The sequence below is a fragment of the Marinobacter orientalis genome (assembly GCF_004792665.1).
Lineage (GTDB): Bacteria > Pseudomonadota > Gammaproteobacteria > Pseudomonadales > Oleiphilaceae > Marinobacter > Marinobacter orientalis.
In genome coordinates this window covers 59,085-84,854 of sequence record NZ_SRZX01000002.1, presented here as the reverse complement: position 1 = coordinate 84,854, position 25,770 = coordinate 59,085, and the positions used below count along the sequence as shown (strand labels likewise).

At 53.9% G+C, this 25,770-nt stretch carries 23 protein-coding genes and 1 tRNA gene; 15 read left to right on the top strand and 9 right to left on the bottom strand.

What is annotated here, in order from left to right; genetic code table 11:
• Nucleotides 1-18 precede the first annotated feature (18 nt).
• From DIT72_RS08675 to DIT72_RS08665, 3 genes are all read left to right on the top strand, one after another.
• Nucleotides 19-468, top strand: coding sequence for a SixA phosphatase family protein (locus tag DIT72_RS08675; RefSeq protein ID WP_135954850.1), 450 nt, complete (start codon nt 19-21; stop codon nt 466-468).
• An 85-nt stretch (nt 469-553) separates the two neighbouring features.
• Nucleotides 554-1,123, top strand: a complete 570-nt coding sequence (locus tag DIT72_RS08670) for a DUF1285 domain-containing protein (RefSeq protein ID WP_135954849.1) — start codon at nt 554-556, stop codon at nt 1,121-1,123.
• A 203-nt stretch (nt 1,124-1,326) separates the two neighbouring features.
• Nucleotides 1,327-1,788, top strand: a complete 462-nt coding sequence (locus DIT72_RS08665) for an FKBP-type peptidyl-prolyl cis-trans isomerase (RefSeq protein WP_135954848.1) — start codon at nt 1,327-1,329, stop codon at nt 1,786-1,788.
• Between the two features lie 320 nt (nt 1,789-2,108).
• Here DIT72_RS08665 and DIT72_RS08660 read toward each other — a convergent pair whose 3' ends face one another.
• Entirely contained in the window at nt 2,109-3,761 is a 1,653-nt protein-coding gene (locus DIT72_RS08660; RefSeq protein WP_135954847.1) for an electron transfer flavoprotein-ubiquinone oxidoreductase, read from the bottom strand.
• 417 nt (nt 3,762-4,178) lie between these two features.
• On the opposite strand from DIT72_RS08660, the gene DIT72_RS08655 reads away from it, so the two are divergent.
• The 4 genes from DIT72_RS08655 to DIT72_RS08640 all read left to right on the top strand — a co-directional run bounded on the left by DIT72_RS08655 (nt 4,179) and on the right by DIT72_RS08640 (nt 7,672).
• Nucleotides 4,179-4,928: an electron transfer flavoprotein subunit beta/FixA family protein gene (locus DIT72_RS08655; RefSeq protein WP_135954846.1), complete on the top strand. Its 750-nt coding sequence runs from the start codon at nt 4,179-4,181 to the stop codon at nt 4,926-4,928.
• Nucleotides 4,929-5,870 carry an electron transfer flavoprotein subunit alpha/FixB family protein gene (locus tag DIT72_RS08650; RefSeq protein WP_135954845.1) on the top strand — a complete coding sequence of 314 codons (942 nt, stop codon included), beginning with the start codon at nt 4,929-4,931 and terminating at the stop codon, nt 5,868-5,870.
• A 107-nt stretch (nt 5,871-5,977) separates the two neighbouring features.
• A complete protein-coding gene (locus DIT72_RS08645) occupies nt 5,978-6,403 on the top strand; it encodes a hypothetical protein (RefSeq protein ID WP_135954844.1) in 426 nt (141 codons plus the stop codon).
• Nucleotides 6,404-6,430: 27 nt separating this feature from the next.
• Nucleotides 6,431-7,672 (top strand): saccharopine dehydrogenase family protein, encoded by a 1,242-nt coding sequence (locus DIT72_RS08640; RefSeq protein ID WP_135954843.1) that lies wholly within the window; start codon nt 6,431-6,433, stop codon nt 7,670-7,672.
• 7 nt (nt 7,673-7,679) lie between these two features.
• Here DIT72_RS08640 and cydC read toward each other — a convergent pair whose 3' ends face one another.
• The 4 genes from cydC to DIT72_RS08620 are packed head-to-tail and all read right to left on the bottom strand — an operon-like array spanning nt 7,680 to nt 13,397.
• Nucleotides 7,680-9,296 (bottom strand): thiol reductant ABC exporter subunit CydC, encoded by a 1,617-nt coding sequence (cydC, locus tag DIT72_RS08635; RefSeq protein WP_135954842.1) that lies wholly within the window; start codon nt 9,294-9,296, stop codon nt 7,680-7,682.
• On the bottom strand, nt 9,289-10,962 hold the full coding sequence (gene cydD, locus DIT72_RS08630; protein ID WP_135954841.1) for a thiol reductant ABC exporter subunit CydD: 1,674 nt from the start codon (nt 10,960-10,962) through the stop codon (nt 9,289-9,291). The genes cydC and cydD overlap by 8 nt, the downstream gene beginning before the upstream one ends.
• On the bottom strand, nt 10,963-11,964 hold the full coding sequence (gene cydB, locus DIT72_RS08625; protein WP_135954840.1) for a cytochrome d ubiquinol oxidase subunit II: 1,002 nt from the start codon (nt 11,962-11,964) through the stop codon (nt 10,963-10,965).
• Nucleotides 11,965-11,966: 2 nt separating this feature from the next.
• Nucleotides 11,967-13,397 (bottom strand): cytochrome ubiquinol oxidase subunit I, encoded by a 1,431-nt coding sequence (locus DIT72_RS08620; protein ID WP_135954839.1) that lies wholly within the window; start codon nt 13,395-13,397, stop codon nt 11,967-11,969.
• Nucleotides 13,398-13,581: 184 nt separating this feature from the next.
• Here DIT72_RS08620 and DIT72_RS08615 point away from each other — a divergent pair, with 184 nt between their 5' ends.
• The 7 genes from DIT72_RS08615 (at nt 13,582) to DIT72_RS08585 (ending at nt 19,088) form a co-directional block, all read left to right on the top strand.
• Entirely contained in the window at nt 13,582-14,211 is a 630-nt protein-coding gene (locus DIT72_RS08615) for a class I SAM-dependent methyltransferase (RefSeq protein WP_135954838.1), read from the top strand.
• A gap of 96 nt (nt 14,212-14,307) precedes the next feature.
• Nucleotides 14,308-14,394: transfer RNA gene (locus tag DIT72_RS08610), tRNA-Leu, on the top strand.
• A 301-nt stretch (nt 14,395-14,695) separates the two neighbouring features.
• Entirely contained in the window at nt 14,696-15,715 is a 1,020-nt protein-coding gene (locus DIT72_RS08605; RefSeq protein WP_206081085.1) for a retron St85 family effector protein, read from the top strand.
• Nucleotides 15,712-16,623: a retron St85 family RNA-directed DNA polymerase gene (locus DIT72_RS08600; protein WP_135954836.1), complete on the top strand. Its 912-nt coding sequence runs from the start codon at nt 15,712-15,714 to the stop codon at nt 16,621-16,623. The genes DIT72_RS08605 and DIT72_RS08600 overlap by 4 nt, the downstream gene beginning before the upstream one ends.
• A 77-nt stretch (nt 16,624-16,700) precedes the next feature.
• Nucleotides 16,701-17,522, top strand: a complete 822-nt coding sequence (locus DIT72_RS08595; protein WP_135954835.1) for an HNH endonuclease — start codon at nt 16,701-16,703, stop codon at nt 17,520-17,522.
• A 221-nt stretch (nt 17,523-17,743) separates the two neighbouring features.
• A complete protein-coding gene (locus DIT72_RS08590; protein ID WP_135954834.1) occupies nt 17,744-18,079 on the top strand; it encodes a hypothetical protein in 336 nt (111 codons plus the stop codon).
• Nucleotides 18,080-18,461: 382 nt separating this feature from the next.
• On the top strand, nt 18,462-19,088 hold the full coding sequence (locus DIT72_RS08585; RefSeq protein WP_135954833.1) for a hypothetical protein: 627 nt from the start codon (nt 18,462-18,464) through the stop codon (nt 19,086-19,088).
• A gap of 55 nt (nt 19,089-19,143) precedes the next feature.
• Here DIT72_RS08585 and DIT72_RS08580 read toward each other — a convergent pair whose 3' ends face one another.
• The 4 genes from DIT72_RS08580 to DIT72_RS08565 form a co-directional block, all read right to left on the bottom strand.
• On the bottom strand, nt 19,144-21,210 hold the full coding sequence (locus DIT72_RS08580) for a hypothetical protein (RefSeq protein WP_135954832.1): 2,067 nt from the start codon (nt 21,208-21,210) through the stop codon (nt 19,144-19,146).
• Nucleotides 21,211-21,546: 336 nt separating this feature from the next.
• A complete protein-coding gene (locus DIT72_RS08575; RefSeq protein WP_135954831.1) occupies nt 21,547-21,753 on the bottom strand; it encodes a helix-turn-helix transcriptional regulator in 207 nt (68 codons plus the stop codon).
• 111 nt (nt 21,754-21,864) lie between these two features.
• Nucleotides 21,865-22,725, bottom strand: coding sequence for a hypothetical protein (locus tag DIT72_RS08570; protein WP_135954830.1), 861 nt, complete (start codon nt 22,723-22,725; stop codon nt 21,865-21,867).
• Entirely contained in the window at nt 22,719-23,954 is a 1,236-nt protein-coding gene (locus DIT72_RS08565) for a tyrosine-type recombinase/integrase (RefSeq protein ID WP_135954829.1), read from the bottom strand. The genes DIT72_RS08570 and DIT72_RS08565 overlap by 7 nt, the downstream gene beginning before the upstream one ends.
• Before the next feature lie 662 nt (nt 23,955-24,616).
• Here DIT72_RS08565 and DIT72_RS08560 point away from each other — a divergent pair.
• Complete coding sequence (locus tag DIT72_RS08560) at nt 24,617-25,753, top strand: esterase/lipase family protein (protein WP_135954828.1); 1,137 nt, start codon at nt 24,617-24,619, stop codon at nt 25,751-25,753.
• Nucleotides 25,754-25,770: the final 17 nt, after the last annotated feature.

The window sequence follows — 25,770 nt, the reverse complement described above, 5'->3', positions numbered from 1 at the left end:
CATTTCCGGAGGTAACCAGTGCACTTGATTATCATGCGTCACGGTGAAGCCGGTTGGCATACCCTCGACAGGGAGCGTGAGCTGACGGAATTCGGTCGGCACGGCGTGGCAGACGTTGCTGTGCAGATTGCAGAGTCACCCTGGCGTCCCGACTTTATCTGGTGTAGCCCGTTGGTGCGTGCTCGCCAGACTGCTGCAATCGCTTCTGAGATCCTCAACTGCGCGGTCACCGAAAAAGACTTTATTACACCGGATGATAACCCCGCGCGGTGTCTGGACGAACTGATTGACCTGGCCCCGTCACAACTGCTGATTATCTCGCACATGCCTTTTGTTGGCAGCCTCTCGACCCTGCTGGTGGATGGCCACCGTAACGGCATTCCCTTCATGACTGCCCAGGCGGTGGTACTGGAGATGCCGGTTGCGGGGCCGGGGTGCGCGGACCTCAGGGCCCAGTTTCTGCCGTAACTGAACAGCCATCCGGCTTTTCACCCTTTAAATCCGACGCTTCAAAACCCATAGTTGTTTCAGGATTCAATCAGGAACCGTCTCTATGACCCAGAAGCCAGAAACAATTGCCGAACAGGTTGAAAGCGCACAGTCCCATGACAAGGGGCTGCCACCCCTGGACAAATGGAATCCGGAGCTGTCGGGAGACATTGATATTGTCATAGCTCGCGACGGCCAGTGGCTCTATGAGGGCAAACCCATCGGACGGGAGGCGATAGTCCGTCTGTTTTCCACCATCCTGCGGCGTGAAGAGGACGGGCACTATTATCTGGTCACGCCGGTGGAGAAGTGGCGGATCACCGTTGAAGATGCCCCCCTTCTGGCGCATTCACTTCACGCCAGCGGTGACGGCAGGGAGCAGGTACTGACGGTCACCACCAATACCGGTGAAACTATTGAGGTCGGAGGTGCCCATCCACTTGAGGTCGGAACCTACGCAGGTTCCGACGAGCCCCGGCCAGTGGTAAAAGTGCGCCATGGCGTCGAAGCGCGGCTTGTCACTGCTGCGTATTACGACCTGGCGGAGCTGGTAACCGAAGAAACCATTGATGGCAAAACCATTCCAGGTGTCTGGAGCAACGGAAATTTCTATAAAATTGCCACCAACGGTTGAATTACCGGGCGCCGTCCCAAATAACTCACGGTAGAAAACGCAGTTCGACACTTGTTAAACTGTAATTTCGAACTTGTTACCGAGCCTGGCTCTCTAACGAGGCCCGGTGGTCGTAAGTCCCTCTGTGCAGTCTGGCTGTTCAAGATCACTTTCGATTGCCCAAATTTAAATCAAACAGTCATTGCGACACGCAAGGAGATCACATGGCCCAACCTCGTGTTGTCACCATCCACTACACGCTCACCAACGATCAGGGAGAAGAACTGGATTCCTCCCGTGTAGAAGGTCGCGAGCCGCTGTCTTATGTGGAAGGTGCTCAGAACATTATCGGCGGACTTGAAAATGCGCTGAATGAAAAGAACCCAGGCGATCAGGTCAAGGTATCTGTTGAGCCGGCTGAAGGGTACGGCGAAGTCAACGAAGAGCTGGTTCAGCCAGTTCCGCGTTCTGCGTTTGAAGGTGTGGAAACCATTGAGCCAGGCATGCAGTTCCAGGCACAGACTCCGGGCGGCCCCCAGGTAGTTCGTGTTGTGGAAGTAGGCGACGAAACTGTCACCATCGACGCAAACCACCCGCTGGCAGGCCAGACCCTGCACTTTGACGTGGAAGTGGTTGAAGCGCGCGAGGCAACCGACGAAGAGCAAGAGCACGGTCACGCTCACTAAGATTCTTTCGGGTTGCTCGAAAACGGCCCCCTTGTGGGCCGTTTTTTTATGGGTGGAAGAATTGTCGGATTACGGCCTTTCAGGCCTGATCCGACCTACGGGGTGTGGGTGCCTGCAGGGGTTGGCTGGTGGTGGTCGGCTTTGTCGGATTACGGCCTTTCAGGCCTAATCCGACCTACGGGGGGCAGGGATTGACGGCATGGGGTAGGTCGGATAGAGCGCAGCGAAATCCGACTTCCTGGAATATCCCATCAAACTCCCCACAAAAACCCATAAAAAAACGGCCCGAAAAGGGCCGTTTTTTTATGCAACACTCCGAATTACATATTCGGATAATTCGGACCACCGCCACCTTCCGGCGTCACCCAGGTAATGTTCTGGGCCGGATCCTTGATGTCGCAGGTTTTGCAGTGCACGCAGTTCTGCGCGTTTATCTGGAACTTCTTGCCGCTGCCGTCTTCCGCATCAACCACTTCGTACACACCGGCCGGGCAGTAACGCTGTGCAGGCTCGTTGTACTTGGGCAGATTCTCCTTGATGGGGATATCCGGGTCCGCCAGCTTCAGGTGAATCGGCTGGTCTTCCTCGTGATTGGTGTTGGAAATGAACACCGAAGACAGCTTGTCGAAGGTCAGCTTGTTATCCGGCCTGGGATAATCAATCTTCTTCGCCTGATCCGCCGGCTTCAGGGTAGCGTAGTCCGGCGTAGTGTCGTGGAAGGTGAACGGCAGACTGCGATGCAGGATGTTCTGCTCGAAGTAGGCGATGGCGCCACCCACGAAGTTGCCGAACTTGTGCATGGCCGGGCCGAAGTTGCGCTCGTCGTAAAGCTCCTTGTACAGCCAGCTGTCCTTGAAGCGATCCTCGAAGCTGGTAATTTCCTCACCGCTCCTGCCGTCCTTCAACGCTTCAAATACGGCTTCCGCGCCCAGCAGACCGGACTTCATCGCTGTATGTGAGCCCTTGATCTTGGAGCCGTTCAGAGTGCCTGCGTCGCAGCCGAGCAGCAGGCCGCCGGGGAAGCTCATCTTCGGCAGGCAATTGAAACCGCCCTTGGTAATGGCCCGGGCCCCATAGGCCACGCGCTTGCCACCTTCCAGATGTTTCCTGATCTCCGGATGCAGCTTCAGGCGCTGGAACTCGTCAAACGGACTCAGATGCGGATTGCTGTAGGACAGATCGGCAATCAGGCCCACGTACACCTGACCACCCTCCAGGTGATAGAGGAAAGTGCCGCCGGTAGAACCGGATTCGTTCAGCGGCCAGCCGGTGGTGTGGATAACCAGACCGGGCTCGTGTTTGGCCGGGTCAATGTCCCACAGTTCCTTGATGCCGATGCCGTAATGCTGCGGATCCTTGCCTTCGTCCAGCTTGAAGTCATTGATCAGGCGCTTGCCCAGATGACCACGGCAACCTTCGGTAAAGAGGGTGTACTTGGCGCGCAGTTCCATGCCCGGCATGTAGCCGTCTTTTTCAGAGCCGTCACGGGCCACGCCCATGTCGCCGGTAATGATGCCTTTTACCTGGCCGTCTTCAACGATGGTTTCAGCCGCGGCGAAGCCGGGATAGACCTCGACACCCAGGCCTTCAGCCTGTTCAGCCAGCCAGCGGCACAGGTTACCCAGGCTAATGATGTAGTTGCCATGGTTGTGCATATTTTTGGGCACAAACGCGTTGGGTATCCTGGTGGCATTTTCCTGGTTCTTCAGCAGAAAAATGTCGTCACGAGTGACCGGGGTATTAAGCGGCGCACCTTTCTCTTTCCAGTCCGGGAACAGTTCATTGAGGGCAGTGGGCTCAAACACGGTGCCTGCCAGAATGTGAGCCCCGATCTCGGAACCTTTCTCAACGACACAGACGGTCAGTTCCTGTTCAGCTTCCTGGGCCATCTGCATGACACGACAGGCTGCTGAAAGGCCAGCTGGGCCACCGCCGACGATAAGAACATCAAATTCCATCGATTCGCGTTCCACGTTGGTCTCCTCATCTTTTTTAGTGATGCCACCAGGCAATTTCTCAGGGGCGCCATCATACCGTTAAAACGGTCTGCAGACGACTCCCACAAAGCGAAAGCCCCTCTTCTGTTAACTGAAAGGATACCCCAATTGAATAATCAAACAAACGTTTGTTTGAAATTTGGGCCTACCTTTGGCATTGTTGAAAGGTGCTGGGCTAAAACGCATTTTTTTTGAGTCGTTTTCTAGTATCGTCTCACGCTCAGGTGGAGTCAACCGGTGTGTATCAGCCGCGAACGCGGCTTTTCAACGTCCCGAGGGACTATTGACCCCGGTGCCCTTTGCCTGCAGTATTATGACGCCCTTACAGACAGCAGGCCCCGCAAGCATGTGCTGTCCTCAAATGTAAACTCATCGTAGAAGAACGAGGAATCTATGAAGGTTCTGGTCGCTGTAAAACGAGTTATCGACTACAACGTGAAGGTGCGCGTCAAGCCGGACAACACCGGCGTTGATCTCGCCAACGTCAAAATGGCAATGAACCCGTTCTGCGAAATCGCTGTTGAAGAAGCAGTTCGCCTGAAAGAGAAGGGTGTTGCCAGCGAAATCGTGGTGGTATCCATCGGCCCGAAGGCCTGCCAGGAGCAGATCCGCACCGCTCTGGCTCTGGGTGCTGACCGTGGTATCCACATCGAAACAGACGAAGAGGTTCAGTCTCTCGAAGCGGCCAAGCTGCTCAAGAGCGTGGTTGAGAAAGAAGAGCCCAAGCTGGTCATTCTCGGCAAACAGTCCATCGATTCCGACAACAACCAGACTGGCCAGATGCTGGCTGCACTGACTGGTATGGGGCAGGGTACGTTTGCCTCCGAAGTGGTTGTTGACGGCGAGAACGTAAACGTTACCCGTGAGGTTGACGGCGGTTTGATGACCGTCGCTCTCAAGTTGCCTGCGGTGATTACCACCGATCTGCGCCTGAATGAGCCGCGTTACGCTTCTCTGCCAAACATCATGAAGGCCAAGAAGAAGCCGCTGGACAACATGAGCCCGGCTGACCTGGGTGTTGAGCTTGCTCCGCGTCTTTCTACCCTGAAGGTAGAGGCTCCGGCCTCTCGCCAGGCAGGTGTGAAGGTTGCTGACGTAGCTGAGCTGGTCGACAAACTGAAGAACGAAGCGAAGGTGATCTGAATGAGCATCCTTGTAATTGCTGAACATGACAACAGCGAGCTGAAGCAGGCGACCCTGAACGTTGTGGCTGCTGCCAAGGCCATCGGTGGCGATATCGACGTACTGGTTGCCGGCGAGAACTGCGGTGCTGTAGGAGAAGCGGCAGCGAAAGCCGACGGCGTTAGCAAGGTACTGGTTGCCGACAACGCCGTGTATGGTCACTTTCTGGGTGAGAACCTGGGAGAGCTGGTTGCCGAGGTCGGTAACAGCTACAGCCATATCCTGGCCGCCGCTGGCACTGTTGGCAAGGACTTCATGCCGCGGGTTGCCGCACTGCTGGACGTTGCCCAGGTGTCCGACATCATGCGTGTGGAGTCCGAAGACACCTTCGTTCGCCCGATCTACGCCGGCAACGCCATTGCCACTGTCAAATCCACCGACAGCATCAAGGTGATCACCGTTCGCCCGACCGCCTTTGATCCGGTTGCCGAGGAAGGTGGTTCTGCCACGGTGGAAGCCCTGGACATTGTCAAAGATGCGGGCCTGTCCCAGTTCGTCAGTGAAGAGCTGGCCAAGTCCGACCGTCCCGATCTGGCAAGTGCCGGTATCGTGGTTTCCGGTGGCCGTGGCATGCAGAACGGCGAAAACTTCAAGATGCTGGAGCAGGTAGCAGACCTGTTGGGCGCTGCCGTTGGTGCGTCCCGTGCTGCAGTAGACGCAGGCTTTGTTCCCAACGACATGCAGGTCGGCCAGACCGGCAAGATCGTTGCGCCACAACTGTACATCGCCGTTGGTATTTCCGGTGCCATCCAGCACCTGGCGGGCATGTCTGATTCCAAAGTGATCGCGGCGATCAACAAGGATGAAGAAGCTCCGATCTTCCAGGTTGCCGATTATGGCCTGGTCGCGGATCTGTTTGAAGCGGTTCCGCAACTTGAAGAAGAATTGAAGAAGGTGCTTTAACTTTCTGATTTTTAATGAAAAAGGCACCTACGGGTGCCTTTTTTGGTTGACGTGACCTATCCTGATAAAGTGTGCAATGTTGCCCAAATCCGAGTAAGGATAACGACATGATCTGGTTAAAAGCGTTTGTTAGCGGCTTCCTTGCGACACTGATTTTCCATCAGGGGCTGTTTGCCCTGTTCTATCTGGTGGGCATAGTGCCATCAGCACCGTTCAATCTGAATCCGGTACCACCTCTGGGCGTTCCTGCCGTATTCTCGCTGGCATTCTTTGGCGGGCTCTGGGGACTGGTGCTTTGGGCCATTCTCCGGCGCTTCAACGGTGTCAGGTTCTGGCTGGGTAATGTAATAGTAGGGGCCATCGGCCCGACCGCCGTGGCCATGCTGGTGGTCTTTCCCCTCAAGGGGCTCGCGGTATCCGCGCAGACCTGGATCGGAGGACTGATGCTCAACGGTTTCTGGGGCCTCGGAGTGGCGCTTTTCCTGGTACTGATGGGTGCGAAGGCAGCCCGGTCCGGTGCCGGCAATCCATAACGGATCTGAATACTTTAAGGACAATCAATGAGCACAAAGACTGACACCACCTACGACATCGTGGTATTCGGTGCCACCAGTTTCGTGGGGCAAATCCTTACCACCTATCTGTTTGAAACCTATGGCGTTGGCAGGGACGTCCGCTGGGCCATTGCCGGGCGCTCTGAAAGCAAGCTGGGTACCCTGAAACAGAGCCTGGGCAAAGAGGCAGTACAATTGCCCATGATTGTCGCGGATGCCAGCGACGAGAGTGCGCTCAGGACAATGTGTGATCAGACCCGCGTGGTGATCTCAACGGTAGGCCCTTACGCCTTGTATGGCGAGCCACTGGTCAAAGTCTGCGCCGAAAGCGGAACCGATTACTGCGACCTGACCGGCGAAGTCCAATGGATCCGCAAGATGGTGGAAACCTACGAGGACACAGCCAAGGCCTCTGGCGCCCGCATTGTTCATTGTTGTGGTTTCGACTCCATCCCTTCGGATATGGGCGTCTGGTTCCTGCAGCAACACGCCGAGGAAATCTTTGGTGCGCCCTGCCAGGATGTTCGCATGCGGGTAAAAGTCGCCAAGGGCGAGTTTTCCGGTGGTACCGTAGCCAGCATGATGAACGTGGCCAAAGAGGCTGCCGCGGATCCGAAGCTTCGCAAGGAACTGGCGAACCCGTTCTCCATATGCCCGCCGGAACATCGCTCCAAAACCCGTCAGCCAAGCCTGAAAGGCGCGGAATTCGACAGGGATTTCGGTGTCTGGCTGGCCCCCTTCGTAATGGGCGCCATCAATACCCGGATTGTTCACCGCTCCAACGCCTTGCAGAATGCCCGCTATGGCAAGGAGTTCACCTACGACGAAGCGATGATGACAGGCCGGGGCATGAAAGGCCGGTTGGCAGCCTATGGCATTACCGGTGCACTGGGCGGTTTTTTCACCGCTTCCGCGTTCAAGCCATCTCGCTGGCTGGTTGAAAAATTCGTGCCCAAGCCGGGTGAAGGTCCAAGCCCCGAAGCCCAGCAAAACGGCTTTTACGACCTGCGCTTCATAGGCAAAACCGCCGACGGTAAAACCATCAAGACCAGGGTGACCGGCGATCGGGACCCGGGTTATGGCTCCACCAGCAAAATGCTGGGCGAAGCCGGAATGAGCCTTGCGTTTGATGTTGACAGTGACAAGCAGGGCGGGTTCTGGACGCCAGCATCACTCCTTGATGGCAGGCTTCACGAGCGCCTGACCAGCAAGGCTGGCCTTACTTTTGAAGTGCTGGAAACCAGCTGAACCGGTTTCAGTCAAGCCGGATGGTACGGTCGGAGGCGGGTAAAGCCTCCGGCGCGTGCCCCAGCGCTACCACTGTTTTTCCTGCCAGCCACTGTTTCATTGCTGCGGCAACTGTGTCCCTGGTTTCTGCATCCACACCGGTAAACGGCTCGTCCAGAATTAACAGTGGCGCCTCGTTGAGGAGCACCCGTGCCAGCGCAATACGCCGGGCTTCGCCACCGGAAAGCTGACTCCCCATAGAGCCCAGCCAGGTGTTCAGTTGTGCCGGCTCGTGAGTGAAACGATCTGCCATCGCCACCAACTCCAGAACTCGCCAGAGTTCTGCATCGGAGGCGGCCGGTTTGCCAATTTGCAGATTGGCTTTCAGGGTGTCCTCGAACAGCACCGTCCGTTGTGTAAGATACGCCGGCATCTGACGGCGCACACTTCCGGAGGCGGGCTGTTCCAGGCCGGAGATGACCTCGGCCAGTGATGATTTGCCGGCGCCGGAACTGCCAACAATGCCTACCCATTCCCCGGCCGGTACCTCAAGGTCAAAACGGCTCAGTACCGGGGAATGGTCTCCATAACGGATGGTAACCCGTTCCAGCTCCAGGGCATTTTGGGGGTTTTGCGGTAACTGAGCGGCCGCGGATCCGGTTGGGGACTCTGCCGAGCAATCGCGATTGAGCCTTGCGGCTGACGCGATGGTTCCCCCAAGCCTGGCAAACGCATCCGGAAGCATCGAATAGATCTCCAGCAGCCCCAGAAGGGCCACTGGCAGCAACACCACCACAGGCCCGGTAATGACACCTTGCTGGAACAGCCGAAGCCCCATCCACAGAGCAATAACCACAGCCAGGTTAACCATCACCTGGGCCAGCCCCAGGCTCCAGCCGGTGCGGGTGTCCGCCCGTGAGTCGTTGCCGGCAATCTGGTCGGCCCGGCGCAGGCAGAGCGCGGCATGTTTGCCGGTGCGACCTGCCGCGGTCAGTTCCGCGAAGCCTTCGATGTGCTCGATCACGTCTGTTCGTAAGTGTTCACGGGCATCTGTCTGGCGGTAAACCAGATGCCGGGTACGCAGGTAAACCACAACCGTGGCAATCAGAAACGCGGGTAACAGCGTGATCAGAAGACCGGTGGCGAGGTCCCCGCCATAAAACACAGCGGCAGCCACCACCAGTGCGACCGTCACCAGCACTGCAAGAGCCGCAGGCGCGATCAGGCGAAGGTACAGTGTGTCGAGGGCATCGACATCATTGGTCAGCCGCGACAGCCACTGGGGGCCCCGCAAGGCGCTCCTGCGGTAGCGGGCGGAAAGGCATAGCCGTTCGAACAGGGCAACCCGGATATCCGTCAGCAGACGCAGTACGGTATCGTGGTTATAAACCCGCTCTGCATAACGGGCAACCGTGCGGGCGACTGCAAAGAAACGTATTCCTCCACCGGGAACATACAGATTGAGTGACGCCTGCACGCCGGCGGCCAGCAAAAGCCCGGTAAGCGCGGTGGCGGTAATAAACCAGCCCGAAAGCGCCAGCAATCCCATACCGGCGATCAGGGTCGCCAGTATCAGCAAGCCGCCAACGACCAGCCGGCCAGGGCGACGGAATATCAGGGTAAGCCAGGGCCACAGCTCACGCATCGTGCACGCCTCCGGCGGTCACCAGCAGGGTGCGATTCGCCAGGGTCAGCAGTGCCTGGTGGTGGGTGGCAAAAATCAGCGTCTTGCCAGCCAGGGCCAGTTTGCGAAGCGCTTCAATAATATAGATTTCACTGTCGCTATCCAGCCCTGCCGTGGGCTCGTCAAGCAGAATCAGGTCGTAATCGGCGACAAACACCCGCGCCAGGCTCAGCCTGCGGGCCTGACCGCCCGAGAGGCCCTGGCCATCCTCGGAGATCTTACTGTAAATCCCCCGTTTCCGGCTCCTGAGCAGACTCCCGAGGCCCACCTGGTGCAGTGCCGTTTCAATGGCGATGTCGGTGGCATCCGGGGTGGTAAGGCGCAGGTTGTCGGCCCAGGTGCCGTGCACCAGAAACGGTGACTGTCCCAACCAACCGAAAGCAACCTCTCCGGGTGCGGTGCCGAATATCGAGATGCTGCCCTGGTCCGGCTGCATGAAGCCTGCCAGCAGGTACAGCAGGGAGGACTTGCCACCCCCGGAAGGGCCGGTCAGGGCAATCACGTCGCCCCTGTCGATCTCCAGCGACACCTGGTCCAGTACCGGGCGATCGGCGTCGTAGGCCAGGGTCAGGTGCTGCACGGCAATCCTGTCCGGGGATTGTCGCTGCTGGGAGATCCTGTGTGCCGCCGGGCCAGCCCGATCAGCGTCCTGCAGTCTTGCCGCGATCTCCGAGCCGGCGCCGATGGCGGCGGCGCGATCGTGGTAATGCTGGGATAACAGGCGCAATGGCTGGAAAAACTCCGGTGCCAGCAACAGCACCAGCAGACCCGAGAACAGCGTAAGGTCTTCCGCCGGCCCGTAACTGATATAGCCCAGCAGGCCAAAGCCGATGTAGATCGCCACCACGGCAATCGCCACCGAAGAGAAGAACTCGAGTACGGCCGACGACAGGAAGGCAACCCTGAGGGTTTTCATGGTAACGCGGCGATACTCGTCCGAGCGTTGGCGCAGGGTTTCCGCTGCTGGCTCTGTCTGGCCGAAAAGCTGCAGGGTTGTCAGCCCCCGGACCTTGTCCAGGAACTGGCCAGATAGCCGGCCGATGGTGCGGAAGTGCTGCTGGTTCAGTTTTTCGGCACCCATGCCCACCAGCGCCATGAAAAGTGGAATCAGCGGAGCAGACAGCAACAGGAATATGCCGGCGAGCCAGTCCAGCGAGAACACCACCACCAGAACCAGCAACGGCACTATCACAGCCAGAATCATCTGCGGCAGGAAGCGGGCGAAATAACCGTGCAGGGCATCGGTATGATCGAGCCACTCCCGGGCCAGGGTCCCCGCCGAAATCTGCCCCATGGCAACCGGCCCGGTAGCCTGCCAGCAACGATTTATCTGATGGCGCACCTCGCTGCGAACCTTGCGGCTGCAACGGGCTGCAAACCGGGCCTGAAGCCCCTGGGCGACGCCCCGGATCACTATTGCTGCAACAACGCCGGTGAACAGCAGGGAAAGCTCTTCAACCGGCACTTCCGTAACGATTCCCTGATGGACAATCCGGGCCAGGAAAACCATTTGCACTATAGTGGCGAGCCCCACCACCACACCCGCCGATATCGTGGCCAGTATCAGCAGCCGGCTGTGAACTGCAAGCGAGCTCAACCACCGGCGCGTAGCGGCCTGTTCTGGCATCTAGTGATAACCTTCGCCGGCACGAACCTTGCCCCTGAATACCCAGTAGGTCCAGGCGGTGTAACCAAGTACTACGGGAATGACAAATATCAGGCCAATCAACAGGAACAACTGGGATTCGTAGGCGGAAGCCGCATCCCAAATGGTAATGTCCGGCGGCACCACGTAAGGCCAGCGGCTGACAATCAACCCCAGGTAGGTAAATATGAACAGCCCCAGCGTGGCCACAAAGGGCATAGCCTCAAAGCGGTTGCGCACTGACCGGAAGATCTGGAAGGCGCAGAGCAGAGTCAGTGCCGGCAGTATCCAGATAATGGTGATGTTGGAGAACCAGCGGTCTTTTACCATCTCGTCCACGAATGGTGTCCAGATACTGATAATGGCGAACACGCCCAGCACAGCCAGCAACAGCGGGATGGTGATTCTGTACGCCCACTCCTGCAACCGTCCCTCGGTCTTCATGATCAGCCAGGTGGAGCCCAGCAGGGCATAGCCGGCAAGCAGCCCGAAACCGGTCAGTACCGTGAATGGCGTCAGCCAATCCAGCGCGCCGCCGGTATAGACGCCGTCCGTTATCTGGTATCCCTCGATATAGGAGCCCACCACTGCACCCTGGGCGAATGCCGCCAGAGTGGAGCCTCCGGCAAAGGCCCAGTTCCAGAGATAGCGGGAGCTACTGGCCTTGAAACGGAACTCGAACGCTATACCCCGGAAGATCAGGCCTGCCAGCATCAGGAACACGCCGATGTATAGCGCAGGCAAAACGGTGGTATATACCAGGGGGAACGCCGCCAGAAGCCCCGCCCCGCCCAGCACCAGCCAGGTCTCGTTGCCATCCCAGACCGGCGCTACGCTATTCATCATGGTGTCCCTGTCCTCTTCCGTCGGCGCGAAAGGAAAGAGAATACCCATGCCAAGGTCAAAACCATCCATCACCACGTACATGATGATGCCAAAACCGATAATAAACGCCCAGATCAGGACCAGATCAAACAGTTCCATGGTCAGTGACCTCCCTGATTCAGTGGCTTGCCGCTATGCTTGTCTTCAATATCAAACGGCACATGGATACCGGAGAGAGGACGCGTAGGAATATCGGAATCGTGCTCCTTATCCAGCTCACTGTCTTCCATGCCAACATACAGAACCCGCAGCAGATAATAGACACCGGCACTGAACACCAGTGCATAGACCACGATGTAGCCAATCAGTGAAAACAGGGCCATACCCCCTGTTAACGAGGGGGTGACCCCTTCACTATGGGTCATCAGTCCGTATACCAGCCAGGGTGCGCGACCGATTTCCGTCACAAACCATCCCGCCAATACCGCCACAAAGGGCGTCAGACTCATTAATCTCAAACCCTGCAGGAACCATGGCGTCTGCCAGTAGCGCCCGCCAGAGCGGAGTGTCAGCCCCGCAAAAGCGAACAGAATCATCAGCATGCCCAGGCCAACCATCACCCGGAATGACCAGAACACAATAGCCACCGGCGGCTGCTGCTCCACCGCCGCTTCATTCAGGCCGGGCACCTCGCCATCCCATTCGTGGGTCAGAATAAGGCTGGCCAGGCTGGGAATGCCTACCTCGAAATGGTTGGTCTGGTTTTCCTGGTCCGGAATCGCAAACAGCAGCAGCGGCACATTGCGGGAGGTTTCCCAGTTACCCTCCATCGCCGCCACCTTTATGGGCTGGTGCTCTATGGTGTTCAGGCCATGGAAGTCACCCACAACCGCCTGAGCCGGGGCAATAATCAGAATCAGCCACAGACACATGGACAGGGCACGGCGGTTGGTCTCGACCTCGCGTTTACGAAGCAGATACCAGGCACTGACGCCGGCCACCACGAAGGACCCGGTGAGGAATGACGCCAGAACCATGTGGGTGAAGCGGTAGGGGAAGGAGGGATTGAAAATTGCCTCGCTCCAGGAGGTTACAAAAAAAACGCCATCCCGGAATTCAGTGCCGGCGGGGGTGTGCATCCAGCTGTTGGCAGCCAGAATCCAGAATGAGGAAATAAGGGTGCCCGTTGCCACCATAATGGCTGCGAACAGGTGTACCCAGGCGGGTACCTTGTCCCGTCCGAACAAAAGCACGCCCAGGAATGCCGCCTCCAGAAAGAAGGCTGTGACTACCTCGTAGCTCAGCATCGGCCCCATGAAGTTGGCCGTGGCCTGCGCAAAATTACTCCAATTGGTACCGAACTGGAAAGACATTACAATGCCTGATACCACGCCCATCCCGAAAACCACCGCGAATACCTTGGTCCAGAAAGCGGAGAGCTTTATCCAGGAAGGATTTCCGGTTTTAAACGCCAGACCTTCGAGCACGGCAATATAGGATGCCAGCCCGATGGTGAACACAGGAAAGATGGCGTGAAATGACACCACGAATGCAAACTGGATTCGCGATAGGATGAGTGGATCTAGTTCCATGGAAATCCTCCGGTAACGTCTGCATCATAACAAACGGGCCAGCGAACCCGTTCAGCTGCTGCCTTAGCTCATATTGTTATGTCGTTATTACCGGCAGATGATAGCCATGTTACTAAACCTGACGGCAACGCCCACAGGGGCAGATTGTCGCACTTCTTTACATAGCACAAGTATGGTGGAGCCAATGAGCTTTTACGAAGACAGGATACTGCCACACATCATAGACCGCGCCTGCTCAATGGGCCAGGTCATGAAACTGCGCAGCCAGGTAGTACCCCACGCCAAAGGCCGGGTACTGGAAGTGGGTATGGGCTCGGCCATCAACATGGAGTTTTACAACCCGCAAAATGTCGACATGGTCTATGGCCTTGAACCCTCAGAAGGCATGCGCCGCAAAGCCCGGCCCAATCTCGCCCGATCCCCGATCCGGGTGGAATGGCTGAACTTGCCGGGAGAGCAGATTCCCCTCGAAGATCATTCGGTGGACACTGTTCTGCTGACGTTTACCCTGTGCACCATCCCGGACTGGAATACAGCGCTCCAGCAAATGTGGCGGGTACTGAAACCGGGCGGTGAGCTGCTGTTCCTGGAGCACGGCGAATCTCCCCACGACACCACCCGCAAATGGCAACACCGGATTACCCCCGGCTGGAAGAAGATTGCCGGCGGCTGTCATCTGAACCGTCACATCGCGGATCTTATCCGGCATGCAGGTTTCGAGATCAGGGAACTGGAAAACCTTTATATCCCCAAGGCGCCAAAAATTGCCGGATACATCTATAAGGGCAGGGCAGTGAAACCTGTGGATGCCTGACAGTGCCAATCCCTCAGTGGCAGAATCTGAATTGCGTTAGTGCACGCGGCCTTATACAATCCTGCCGTCAAAAGCTCCTCACAAGCCCCTCCGAATGCCCGGATGGTGGAATAGGTAGACACAAGAGACTTAAAATCTCTCGACCGTTAGGTCGTGCCGGTTCGATTCCGGCTCCGGGCACCATATATTTCAGTATGTTACGCGCCATCCTCATTCGCTACTTAACAAACCGATCAATCATGTAGACGCAATGTAGACAGATTAATAAGGGCGTGTAATCTGTAATCTTTAAAATCTTTCAAAAGGCTGTTAGTTTCATGCTGTGTCTTACGCGTTAAGCAATGACAGCTTAGGTCTGGCGCTCCGCTAGATTTCACGATTGACGGTCATGAAGTCACGTGATCACGAAACCCCTAAAACGGGCTTTCGCGCTCACGTGCCTTTCTAGGTAAGCACAATTTGAGGTTCCGATAAGAGCAATGCTGTGGCTGACATTAGGGACGATATACTTCTTTGTATTAAGGTCAACGAGACAAGGTTAACGTACCCTTTGGGGTACGTTTTTCTTTGTGGTGGACAGTTTTCGTTGGTGACAGTCGAAAAAGATGAAGATGGCAATGAACGCGAAGTGCCATTCCTCTCTTTTCGAGATGCAATCAATAGGCGTTGCTTAGAGTTATCCCCGGACTTTGCTCGAGATTTATGGAATGCCGAAGAGTTCTACGATTGGCTGCACCATTCGAATGTCGAAAATCTAATCGACTTTGAGCTCGATTTTGCGGATCTGTCGTCGCTGATCGTATTAGTACTGGAGGGCCCAGGAGCCTACGCTGAACTAGGAAGTTTCACTGCACTACAGCGAATCTCTCCGAAGTTAATTGTAATTGTCAACCAACAAGCTCTTCCCCATAACAGCTTTGTGGAGCTGGGCCCCCTCCGATTGATTCAGAAAAGATATCCAGGCCACTTACTAAAACTGAATTGGAATACGCATTTTCATGTCGAAAATGGGGGACGCTCTGTTTCCAGCAAGTTAGATGATTCTGAAGACGCTAAGCAGGTATATCGAAATCTTGCCAAGGACTGCATTGAAGCGATAGACATTGAGTTTAAGAAAAATGGCCCTAAACTTACAAGGTTTGATAAATATAATAATGGGCATATTGCGTTGCTGCTATCAGAGCTAACATATTTTTTTCATGCTCTGAAATTGACTGAAATAATACTTTATCTAGAATATCTGGGGATAAAGTTAGAGAGGAAAAAGGTAAAGGAAATTATTTACCTTTTACGAAAGCTTAACATTATAGATACCTTAGAGTATATGTCTGATACTTTCTATATACCCGGACCAGAGTATGTTGAACGCTTTAAGTTTCGGTATGAGGAGGATTCAGAATCAATTATACCTACGAAGAATCACGTCGTTCTGCGACATGCTGTATTAGAATATTATAGGGAAAATGACAACTTTCGATATAATGCCCTCGGACTGAGAAAATGAGCACAGCTATAGAAAAAGTTTGTAAAGATCTCGGTTTCACTGAGGAAAAATTCATAGAATTTTGTTCTTTAGCTCCCCATCGCTATAAAAAGTTCTTTATTCCCAAGAAAAATGGTGCCGGCTTGCGGCTTGTTGCTCAACCTGCAAGGCCATTAAAGAAAGTTCAACGCTGGCTAGTATCTGAATACCTGTCAAAACTACCAATCCACGAAGCAGCCGCTGCTTACGTTTCTGAAAAGAGTATCCTAGACAACGCGAAAAAACACGCTGGTAACAAGGTTCTTGTAAAATACGACTTTAAGGATTTTTTTCCATCGATAAAACCTTCTGATTTTCTGAAGTTAATCAGTAAAAACGATGTGGGAATATCAGCATACGAGGCAGAGATATTCAGTAGATTAATTTTTTGGAGTCCGGGAAATAGACCGGGTTTGGAGCTATGTATAGGTGCGCCTAGCTCTCCTGTTATATCGAATGCTGTCATGTTTGATTTTGACAATGCGGTTTCTGAATTTTGTTCTTCTGAGTCGCTGATATATACCAGGTATGCAGATGATATATGTATATCCGGTTATGATAACTCTATATTTGAACATGTCGATCGTTTCATTAAAAAACAAGTATTCGAAATAGAAAGTCCGAACCTTTTGCTGAACCCTAATAAAACCCAGTTTATCAATGAAAATACTGTTAAAAAGGTTACGGGGCTTTTTATTACTCAAAATGAAGAGATTACTGTTGGGAGGAAACTTAAGAGGAAGGTAAGAGCAATGGTTCATAATTTCCATAAAGGGAATTTGTCCGCGAAAGATAAGGAGCGTCTTAAAGGCTACTTGTGCTATCTCAGTGATGTAGATCCATCTTACCTACGGAAAGTAGCTCCAGACTTTCAGAGCTGGGATCTTTAATCAAAGCTCTTTTATCCGTAGGCAGACACTAAAAGGTCGCTGAAAAATCGTATTGTAACTGGCTAAGTGGAAGAGGAATGTTTGAAATAGGAAAGCTTTATAAGCGTAAAGAAGATATCCAAATTCCACTTGGAGGACAGAGACAGGGTGGTATCAGCACTCCCTCCCGCCATCCAATAATACTTCTCTTCACCGGCGATGCCGGGGCTGAGTATGGCTACGAAGACCGGTTCCAGGATGATGGTACTTTTTGGTACACAGGAGAGGGCCAGATCGGCGACATGGAAATGGTCCGTGGCAACTTAGCTATTCGAGATCACGCCAAGAATGGGAAAAGGCTTCATCTTTTCGAGTATGTGCAAAAAGGCATGGTTCGCTATGTAGGTGAAGCTAGGTATCTCGACCATCACTCTGCCACTCGACCTGACCAAGAGTCGGCACTCCGGGAAGCGTTTATTTTTCATCTCGAGATACTCCCTGTGGGCGGGGGCATTCCATTTGAGCATGAAGTTAAGGGTATTCCAAAGCCTTCTAAAAAGATGTCCTTGGCAGAACTTGGTTTGCTCGCGCGAGCGAAAGCGCCGGCAAAAGCTACAAAGAAGCAAGTCGAACAAACTGTTTACGTCCGGTCTGAAGCCGTAAAACTATACGCGCTTAAGCGCTCCCAATGCGTTTGTGAAGGATGCGGAAAACCGGCTCCATTTGAAGGTAAACAAGGTCCGTACCTAGAGGTCCATCACTTGCACCGTTTGGGTGACGGAGGCCCAGATGAGCCCTTGAATGTTGCCGCCCTTTGCCCAAACTGTCACCGACGAGCTCATTTTGGTATCGATGGTTCTACATACAACGAGCACTTGATTCAGAAAATTGCTGAATTTGAATCAGTGATTAGTAAATAACGAAAAGCTGTCGCTACATATACTTGACGCTTTTACCACTGAGTACAGTTATTGACAGAACTCCAAGGTGGCGATGGTTTTCTTGTTCAGTTTCTTTCAGGTGAAAGTGGTGGTGATGGCCTGGACAGCCTGCGAGTGTTTTAGCAGCCAACAATTTAAATGATTGCGATCGAGCCCAACGATCTGCGGAGATCAGGGACTCAGCGCTTAAGGAAACAGAGTTGAATAAAACCAAAATAATGCCGTTTGTTGTAGCGCTACTTTTAGGGCTTGAGTCTACATGGGCTGGAACAAAATTGTCGGACGATCCTCCCGAGCACTACCGCTTCAGCTACCAAATTGCGAATAACGGAAGAGTTGTAGCAAATAGTGTCTGCAAAGAGTATGGCGGACTAGATTGGAAAGGCTGCCGCCGATACGCACAGTGGCACTTTGCAGTAAAGTGCTGGAATTTAGGCTACGACATCAAACATCAAACTGGCTCTGTTCGCCAAACAATGCTCAAAGAAAAAGATTTCTTCTGCGACGCGAAGAGGCGTGTTACACCTTTGAGGTAGTTTAAATAATGGGCTGTTTTTCAGTCCGGCTCGGACAAAATCCGGAACAGATTTATTTTTTCTGATTGGTTACACAACTTCACGAAAAATACTGGCGCCATACTTGCGGTGAGATAGAGCGCAAACTAAGTTTCTGTGGCTGGTAAATCTCTGCAACAACAGGTTTTTTGCCGCGACAATCACGCCCTTTTCCTCAGACGTTTAGATGAGGGCGGTTTCTAACCCCGCAGTAAGGAATGCTCGAATGTTTTATAGAATCAAAAGCTCAGGACGTGCGGCCACAGCTCTGTGCGCATTGGTTACCCTAAGTGCATGTGGTGGAGGGGGCTCCAGTAGTTCCGACACGAGCGAAAATACTGTAGAACTTCAGGCAGGTGCTTTTGTGACCAAGTCCGTCTTTGATGACGGTGGTTCAGCAGAAGGAATCACATATCTCAGTCCAACCGGTAAATACGCGTCCGCTTTTGACGTGGATGATATAACTTTTGGATCGATCAGCTTTGACGGTTCGTCAATAAGTGGTTCCGGGACGGATTATATTCTTTTCGACTCGTGGGAGCTCACCACTGGTTCTTTGACGGGCACCGTTACCTCCAGTGAGTCTGCATCGCTTACGGCCAGCGCAGAGGGCTTCAATTCTGATATCACACTACAGCGCGAGAATACGTTTAGTGATCGAGGAGTGACCCTTGAAGCGGTATCTGGAACATATACTATGGACGAGGCAGGTTTTTATACCTCATCCGTGACTATCAGTTCGGATGGCTCAGTAACTGGTAGCGATGAGACCGGCTGTGTATTCAATGGAACACTCACTATTCCTGATACAGCAATAAACATTTTTGAAGTTACCTACACTGCCTCGAATTGCGGTGATACAACTATCGCCACTGGGTCTGAACGCGATGGAAGTTTTGCGGGCGTTGGCGCTTATGATCCAAGCTTGGGCGAAATAAGCTTCGCAGGTCGGAATGGCGTAGTTGCAGGGCTGTTTATTGGACTGAGATAACTCAAGAAAGTAACTCCTAGGCCGCCGTCCTATTCGGCGGCCGGTATCTCCGCTCTCAATAAAGAGCTAAGTAAGATTCCTGTTCAAAAATGGGTCGGCCTTCAAAATAGTCAGTAGTTTCGATGGCGACTGGCGAGTGTTGATCATCGCTGCACGCAACCGCTCCTGAATCGGCCATTTCTATCCAGTCGACAACATCGTTTCTGTTCGGTTCTAATCGTTCCATCGTTCCAGCGTCTATCCTGGTGATGATTCGGTGTTGTCGTCGCTCCCATTGTGCTTTGCGCCATTCAGTCAGCCACAAACTACATTGTGGTTTTTTTGTCCAGCCCTTGCGCCTGGCCCAATCTATGAACTGATCTTTTTGTTTCTCGCTTTTGAATAGCGCCGCGTACTTGCTCATTCGTGGTAAAGGTTCAATTTCTTTGCGGGTCGCATCCAGGATTCGCCCAATTTTTTGTCGGTACGTGGGATCATTTGCCGCCGCTAGTTGGGACTTGAGTTGTTCACGCCGTTGGATTTTGTCTCCGTGTTTTTCGCTCCACAGTTCATGTGCTTCGGCTAATAACCATCCCATCATGCCTACTTGATGCCGTTCGCATTCGATCCAACCTGGTGCCCTGGCTCGTGCTGCGATGCCGTAGCGGTTGCCCCGGATTTCACCCTGATCACTTTTGCCTTGTGCCTTGCACAGATAGCCCGCCGCCTTTGCCACGTAACTCCCTGCTTTCTGCGGATCTTTAATCTTTTCCAAGTGGTTTGTGCCATGCCCCCATAGCTTCTCTAACCGCGCTGCCCAGTGCCGGAAGTGCTTACGCTCCACTCTCCAGGCCATCATGATATGGATATGCGGGTTGGTGGCACGTTCGTTATAAACTCCGTCCTCATCGCAAATTGGGAGGGGTTCGCCGTTGTCGTCTTTGCGGTTCGGATTCTCCGCCACCCAAAGGTACGCCAGGGGTTCACGCCACCACTTCAGGGGGGTGTACGGGAGCTTTCCCGCGTGTTGTTCGCTCAATACCCGGTACGCCCTACGGGGGCAGGGTGGCCGCTTCTTGTAGTAGCGTATGGGGGTGTAGGGTTCGCCCTTTTCCTCTCTCTCGGCTTCGGCTTCCGCACAATACAGCGCCCGCGATCCGGCTACCTTTATCGTTTTCATGGTCAGCGGTTGGTACTCCTGGCGGGTTTCAAGGTCGCAAGCAATCCCTCCACGCTCGGTTGGTCGGTTCGCCAGTCTTTTGTACTGCCACCCCCGCTGATAGACCTTGTTTGCCGCCTCAAAAAACCGGCTGACTTCTTTTTGCAGGCTCCACACATAACCCTCTTTCAGCGGATTGTACCGAAGGGGTCCGAAGTCAGGGTCTTGAATGGTTACCGGTTTCCAATCTTTGTTTACCTCCGCCACGTTGTAGGCTGGGGTTTCTTCTTTCGAGGGGTGGTACTTCAACGAAAAACTGCCCGGTTTTGCCCTGGCGGCTTCTGGGGGCAGCGGGTGCCCGGCTGCATCCAACCGGAATTTGGGAACCATTCCCTGGCGGGTCATACGCTCCCGCGCCTGGTCATTGAGGGTCAAGGTTGCAAAGGTAGTAAATCCTCCGCGCTGGCATGCCATGTAGTAACAGGATTCCGAGATTTTCCTAGCTCCGCGCTCGGTTAACATATCCGTCCAGCGGTCCCCGCTGCTATCCGGGGTTTGCACGCCCGCGCCCGGCCGGGTTTCTAATCTGATCCGGTGTTCCTGGCACCAATCGCGCTTTTCCACTACCGCCCAGGTGCCCGGCCCGGTCAGGTCAGCCGCTGTGTGATCCGCTTCCGGCTTGCCGCTGGGAGTTGTGGTGGCTGGATTCTGTTTTGGGAACTTCCGATCCCCTGGCCTGTTGAAATACAGCCCAGTCAGGCCCGGAAAACGGTCTGTCGGACTTTTCGCCGCCTTGACTAGCCTATAGGCCTCTTCTCGCCTTTGGCTCACTTCGGTCAGTCGGGCAGCCCGATCCTTGCTAAGCTTAGTTGCAAGGTTTGGGTGTACCCGACTAATGAAAGAACCATACGGCTCATCAAAAAACCGGGCCGCAGATAACTGCGCCCGGTCCAGGGTTTCTTTGCTGGTGTAGCTGGGTTTCATGTCACACCTTTCCGGATGCCTTTGGTCCAATGAAATTGGGCGCGGAAATTTTGACCCTGTAGAAACTTATTATGTTGGCGCTCCGATTTACTGGCGGATCACGTTCAAGGGCGCCTGAACCTGTTAGGTCTCGGGGTCGGGGTTCATCAGGTACAGTACCGGGCGCGAAACCCCGCGGTATCACTGGGGTTTGACCTTCTGCTGTAGGTTCGCCTGACCTAATAGGCCAACCAGCACTGAAATGCGCTTCCATGACATGATCGCGCTTCTCAATCACAAAAAAATGGACGCCAAGTAAAAGGCTTAGCATTAGCGTATAGAGCATGGCTAAACATTTCATAGCGACACCGCCACGTGGGCTGTTGAACGGCGGACCTGATTTTCGATGAATTGGTTAAGATCCTCTAGCCGATACCGGACCGCTCGGCTTCCAACCTTGATGAAGCGAATTCGACCGGTATAGCAGCGGTCCCGCTCCAGAAAGGCGCAACTTACACCCAGGAACTCGGCGGCTTCTTTGGTATTGAGAAGGGCTGTTTGCATTGTGTATCTCCAATCGCGTTATTTGGCGTTGGAGAGACTTTGCGGGTTTCGAGGCGAGCAAAATATTCCCGTCTGGCTCAGACGGGAGGTTATTGTTCTCAGACGGGGGGTTTATTGGCCAGCAGGGCGGCCGCCTTTTTTCATCTCCGGTGGTCGAGGGTCCAGATCCTTGATCCATTCTCTGACGGTTTTGTCATCGCCGTAGTACTTCCCACCTCCCAGTTCATGGATAGCTGGGTCACGTATGATATTCGCAATGTTGCGGTCGGGTGCTTTTAGCCAAATAGCGGCAGCAATCTCACGGCAAAGTAGACGATGCTTCTGTTGAGTACTAAGGCGGGACCAGAAAGCATCGATCTCTTCCCGTTTCATACGCGCGGCACGCTGATGAACTGAGTCCGAGGCGTTGCCCGTTTCCAAATACCGTTGATGGTCCTCTCGTTCTGAGTCCGAAAACCAAAAGGCGGGTAGAGCCATATTGCCCAGCTCACAGAGCCTAAGTACATCAGAGCGCAAGACGTGGACCTTTTCCAGATCCGCTTTTCGGAATACCCTTTGATCGAAACATCGAGGAAAATCTTTGACCGCCTCGTCGTGCCGGCGTGTCCAGTTGTCCGAGAATTCCTCGTAACGGTCCTGGCGATCCTCCTCGCTGAGAGTGTTGACCGCCTCACTTAACCACACCGTTTTCATGGGATGGCCCTCGTCGGTCGAACCCTCCTCTATTTCGGACTCTGTAAACTCCGGAATGACGAAGTCTTCAAAGCTCGGTAACGTTTGACGGCTTTTGCGAACGACGCCATTGGTTGAACAAACGGAAAGCTCGTGACGGAATTGCTGCCGCGTGATGTTTCGCAGAGTGTCCTGGATAGGTAGCGGTAATGTTAATGGGTCAGTCAGATTCGGGTCATAACCATGCCAGCGGTGGGCGACTTCCCAAACGCTCAGATGGTCCATCTGTTCTATTAACACGGCAAGCTCCGTACAGTGGGATAAAGGGAGGCAAAGGCTTGGTCAGCGCCTGTCTGCTCCTGGAAAAAGTCAGTGATCTTTTGCATAGGAACGCGCAGACGCTCGACATCAAATATGATGTAACCGTCGGTCACGTCGTTCGGGTCTTTGTGATTCATTAGCCGTTTCAGCGCATAGGCTGGAATATCGAGCCTTTCTGCGGCTGTAACGAAGGTGCGCCGCAAATCATGCAGTGTGAAAGACACGCCGGATAGCTTGGTTACACGGGCGATGGCAGTTCGAGGCTCAGACAGGTGGCCTCGTTCAGAATCGCTGGGAAACACGAAGGGGCTAGACTTATCATCGAACCGTCGCTGTAACAGTTCTTCGATGGCATGACTGAATGGCAACCGGTGAATGCGGCTGTTCTTGGTCTCGGTAATCGTCAATGTCTTTTCTTTGAAGTCGACCTGCTCCCAGGTGAGGGTGGCCGCCTCGGTTCGACGAAGGCCGGTTAGCAGAACCAGGTGCAGGTAATCCCGCGTAGTCTGGTTATTGAGCTGCATGGTCGCTTCGTACCAGGCCTTCAACTGGTGATCCTTGATCAGCGTTTGCCGCCGCTCAACTTTATACCAGGCGCGTTGGTGACTCAGAACCTCCACCGGGTTGGCTACCAGGAATGGCTTGCCAGAAGCGTCCTGATAGCGTTGCAGAGCGTGGTTGAATATGGCCCTAAGTATCCGCATTCCGTTATCAGCACGGGCAGGGCTACGCGCTCCGTATTCGGCATGGCGCGTAATGACCATGTCGCGGGAAATGTCACTGAGGGCTCTGGATTGCCAGTCCTTGAACATTTCTTTCATGGACCGGTTGTAGTCATTGAGGGTGTTGGGTTTCAGGTTCTTCCGGGTGGCCAGATAATCCTGAAAGGCATCATTCAGGGTAATACGCTTTACCCGCTTTTCTTGAACCTCCCGGATTGGGTCTAGCCCGGAGGCTACTTTTCCTAGGAATTTTTGGGCTTCCTTTCGCGCCTGCTCAACGGTCAAGTTGCCATACCGGCCCAGGGTCTTTCGCTTAACCCGTCCATCAACGCGCTTTTCCACAATGAACGATTTTGCGCCGCCGCTGGTCACCCGCAGACCGAAACCAGCAATGACCGAATCCCGATAAAAGGCCTGGCTGGATTTCCCATCCGGGCCGGTTTTGGGGATGGTTACTTTATCAACAAAGCTTTTGGTGATCCTCAAGGGTAGGGCTCCACTCGAATTCGTCAGAAAGTCCCTTGTGTCCTCATGTAGACACTATGTAGACAGAATCGGTCAAATTCTAGCGGATTTCTTCAAACAACAGCAAGCAACGATTTCTAGAAAGGCTATGTAAGAAGCTGTTTTATAATGCTTATTAAAACATTGTCAAATTTCTGCAAAGAAGGGCGCAAATAACTTAAAATCTCTCGACCTTATGGTCGTGCCGGTTCGATTCCGGCTCCGGGCACCATTAATCAAAGCGGCTTAAGTTCATTTCTCTGTATTCCGAAGTATTATTTGTCTTCTATTTTGAGCTAATGTAGACAAAATTCTTGTGTAGTGTTCCACTGATCCTGCACGGTATTTTAAGGTTTTCCTCAGCAGCAACGGACGAAATGCCGTCACTGAATGCGTGAGGCAACTACCTGTTGTAGTAGTCCACGAGATACCCAGCGACATCTTTCCTGGCCTCAGGAAGGGTCCGGTAGCCTAAGGCCGGTATTCCCTCAGACTTCAGGCTTCGAACAGTGTCTCTGATGTCACCACACCAGACCTGATTAGGCTGTCCTACTGCAAAGTTACTGCAGATCAGTCCCGGCTCGCTCATCAGTCGTCGAACTTTGAAGCGGCTGCTATGCTCGGCGTTAAGGGGTATGCAACGAATGACGACAACCCAGATTTACCTAGTGCCCGGATTTTTTGGTTTTACCAAGCTGGGGGCATTCAATTATTTCCACGAAGTAGCGACAGTCATCAAAAGCAAGTTGCTCGATCAGGGCATCGATCCTCAGGTTATTGAGGTGGAAACCATACCGACAGGCTCTATCCGGCGCCGGGCGGAGGTGCTGATTGAGGCCGTGCGGAAAAATGGTGGTCAACATGCGGACAACCTGCATTTTATTGGTCATTCTACCGGCGGACTGGATATCCGCCTGATGCTGACTCCCAGTGTTAAACTACATTCTGGTCAGCTGGAAACCCAAATTGCCCAGCGCACTCGCTCCGCGATCAGCCTGTCCACGCCCCATCACGGCACCCCGATGGCCAGCTTCTTCACCAGCATGAATGGCCGCAATCTGTTGTTGATTCTGAGTTTGCTGGCTACCAGCAGGCCCGGGCGTTATAGCATCTACAGCATGGCCCGCCTGCTCAATAAATACGCGCGGCTGGACCACCTGCTAGGGCAACGGGACGACATCCTTGACTCCCTGGCGGAAAACCTGCTGAACCAACTTCGCCCTGATCAAGGCGACGCTGTGTGGGCTTATCTGCGTCGCATCGCCGAAGACCAGGGCGCCATGGTACAGCTGACCCCTGAGGGTATGGATCTCTTCAACGCCGCGGTTCTCGACTGTCGGGACGTCGACTACGTTGGCTTCATCACCGCCTCCCCGCCGCCCACTGCCAGACTGCTCATGCCGAAGCGCAGCAGCGTCTACGGGACTTTCACACACCTGATATATACCATCTGCTATCAGATCACGCAGAAAGAACATCCTCATTACCTGTACCCGCGTCTCGACGCGACTACCAGGGACACTGTCCAGAACACCCTCGGAAGCTCTCTGGAGCCCACCTCCAATGACGGCATTGTGCCGAGCTTGAGCCAGTTCTGGGGCAAAGTTGGCGGTGTCTACTCCGCTGACCATATGGATGTTGTGGGCCAGTTTGACCATGCCAAAGACACCGGCGTATACCCAACGTGGATGATGAGCGGCTCAGGCTTTAATGAGGAACGGTTCGGGCAGGTATGGGGTGACATCTGCCAGGTGGTGGCGCGTAATCAGAAAGACCAATAAGCCACAGAATCTCTCTT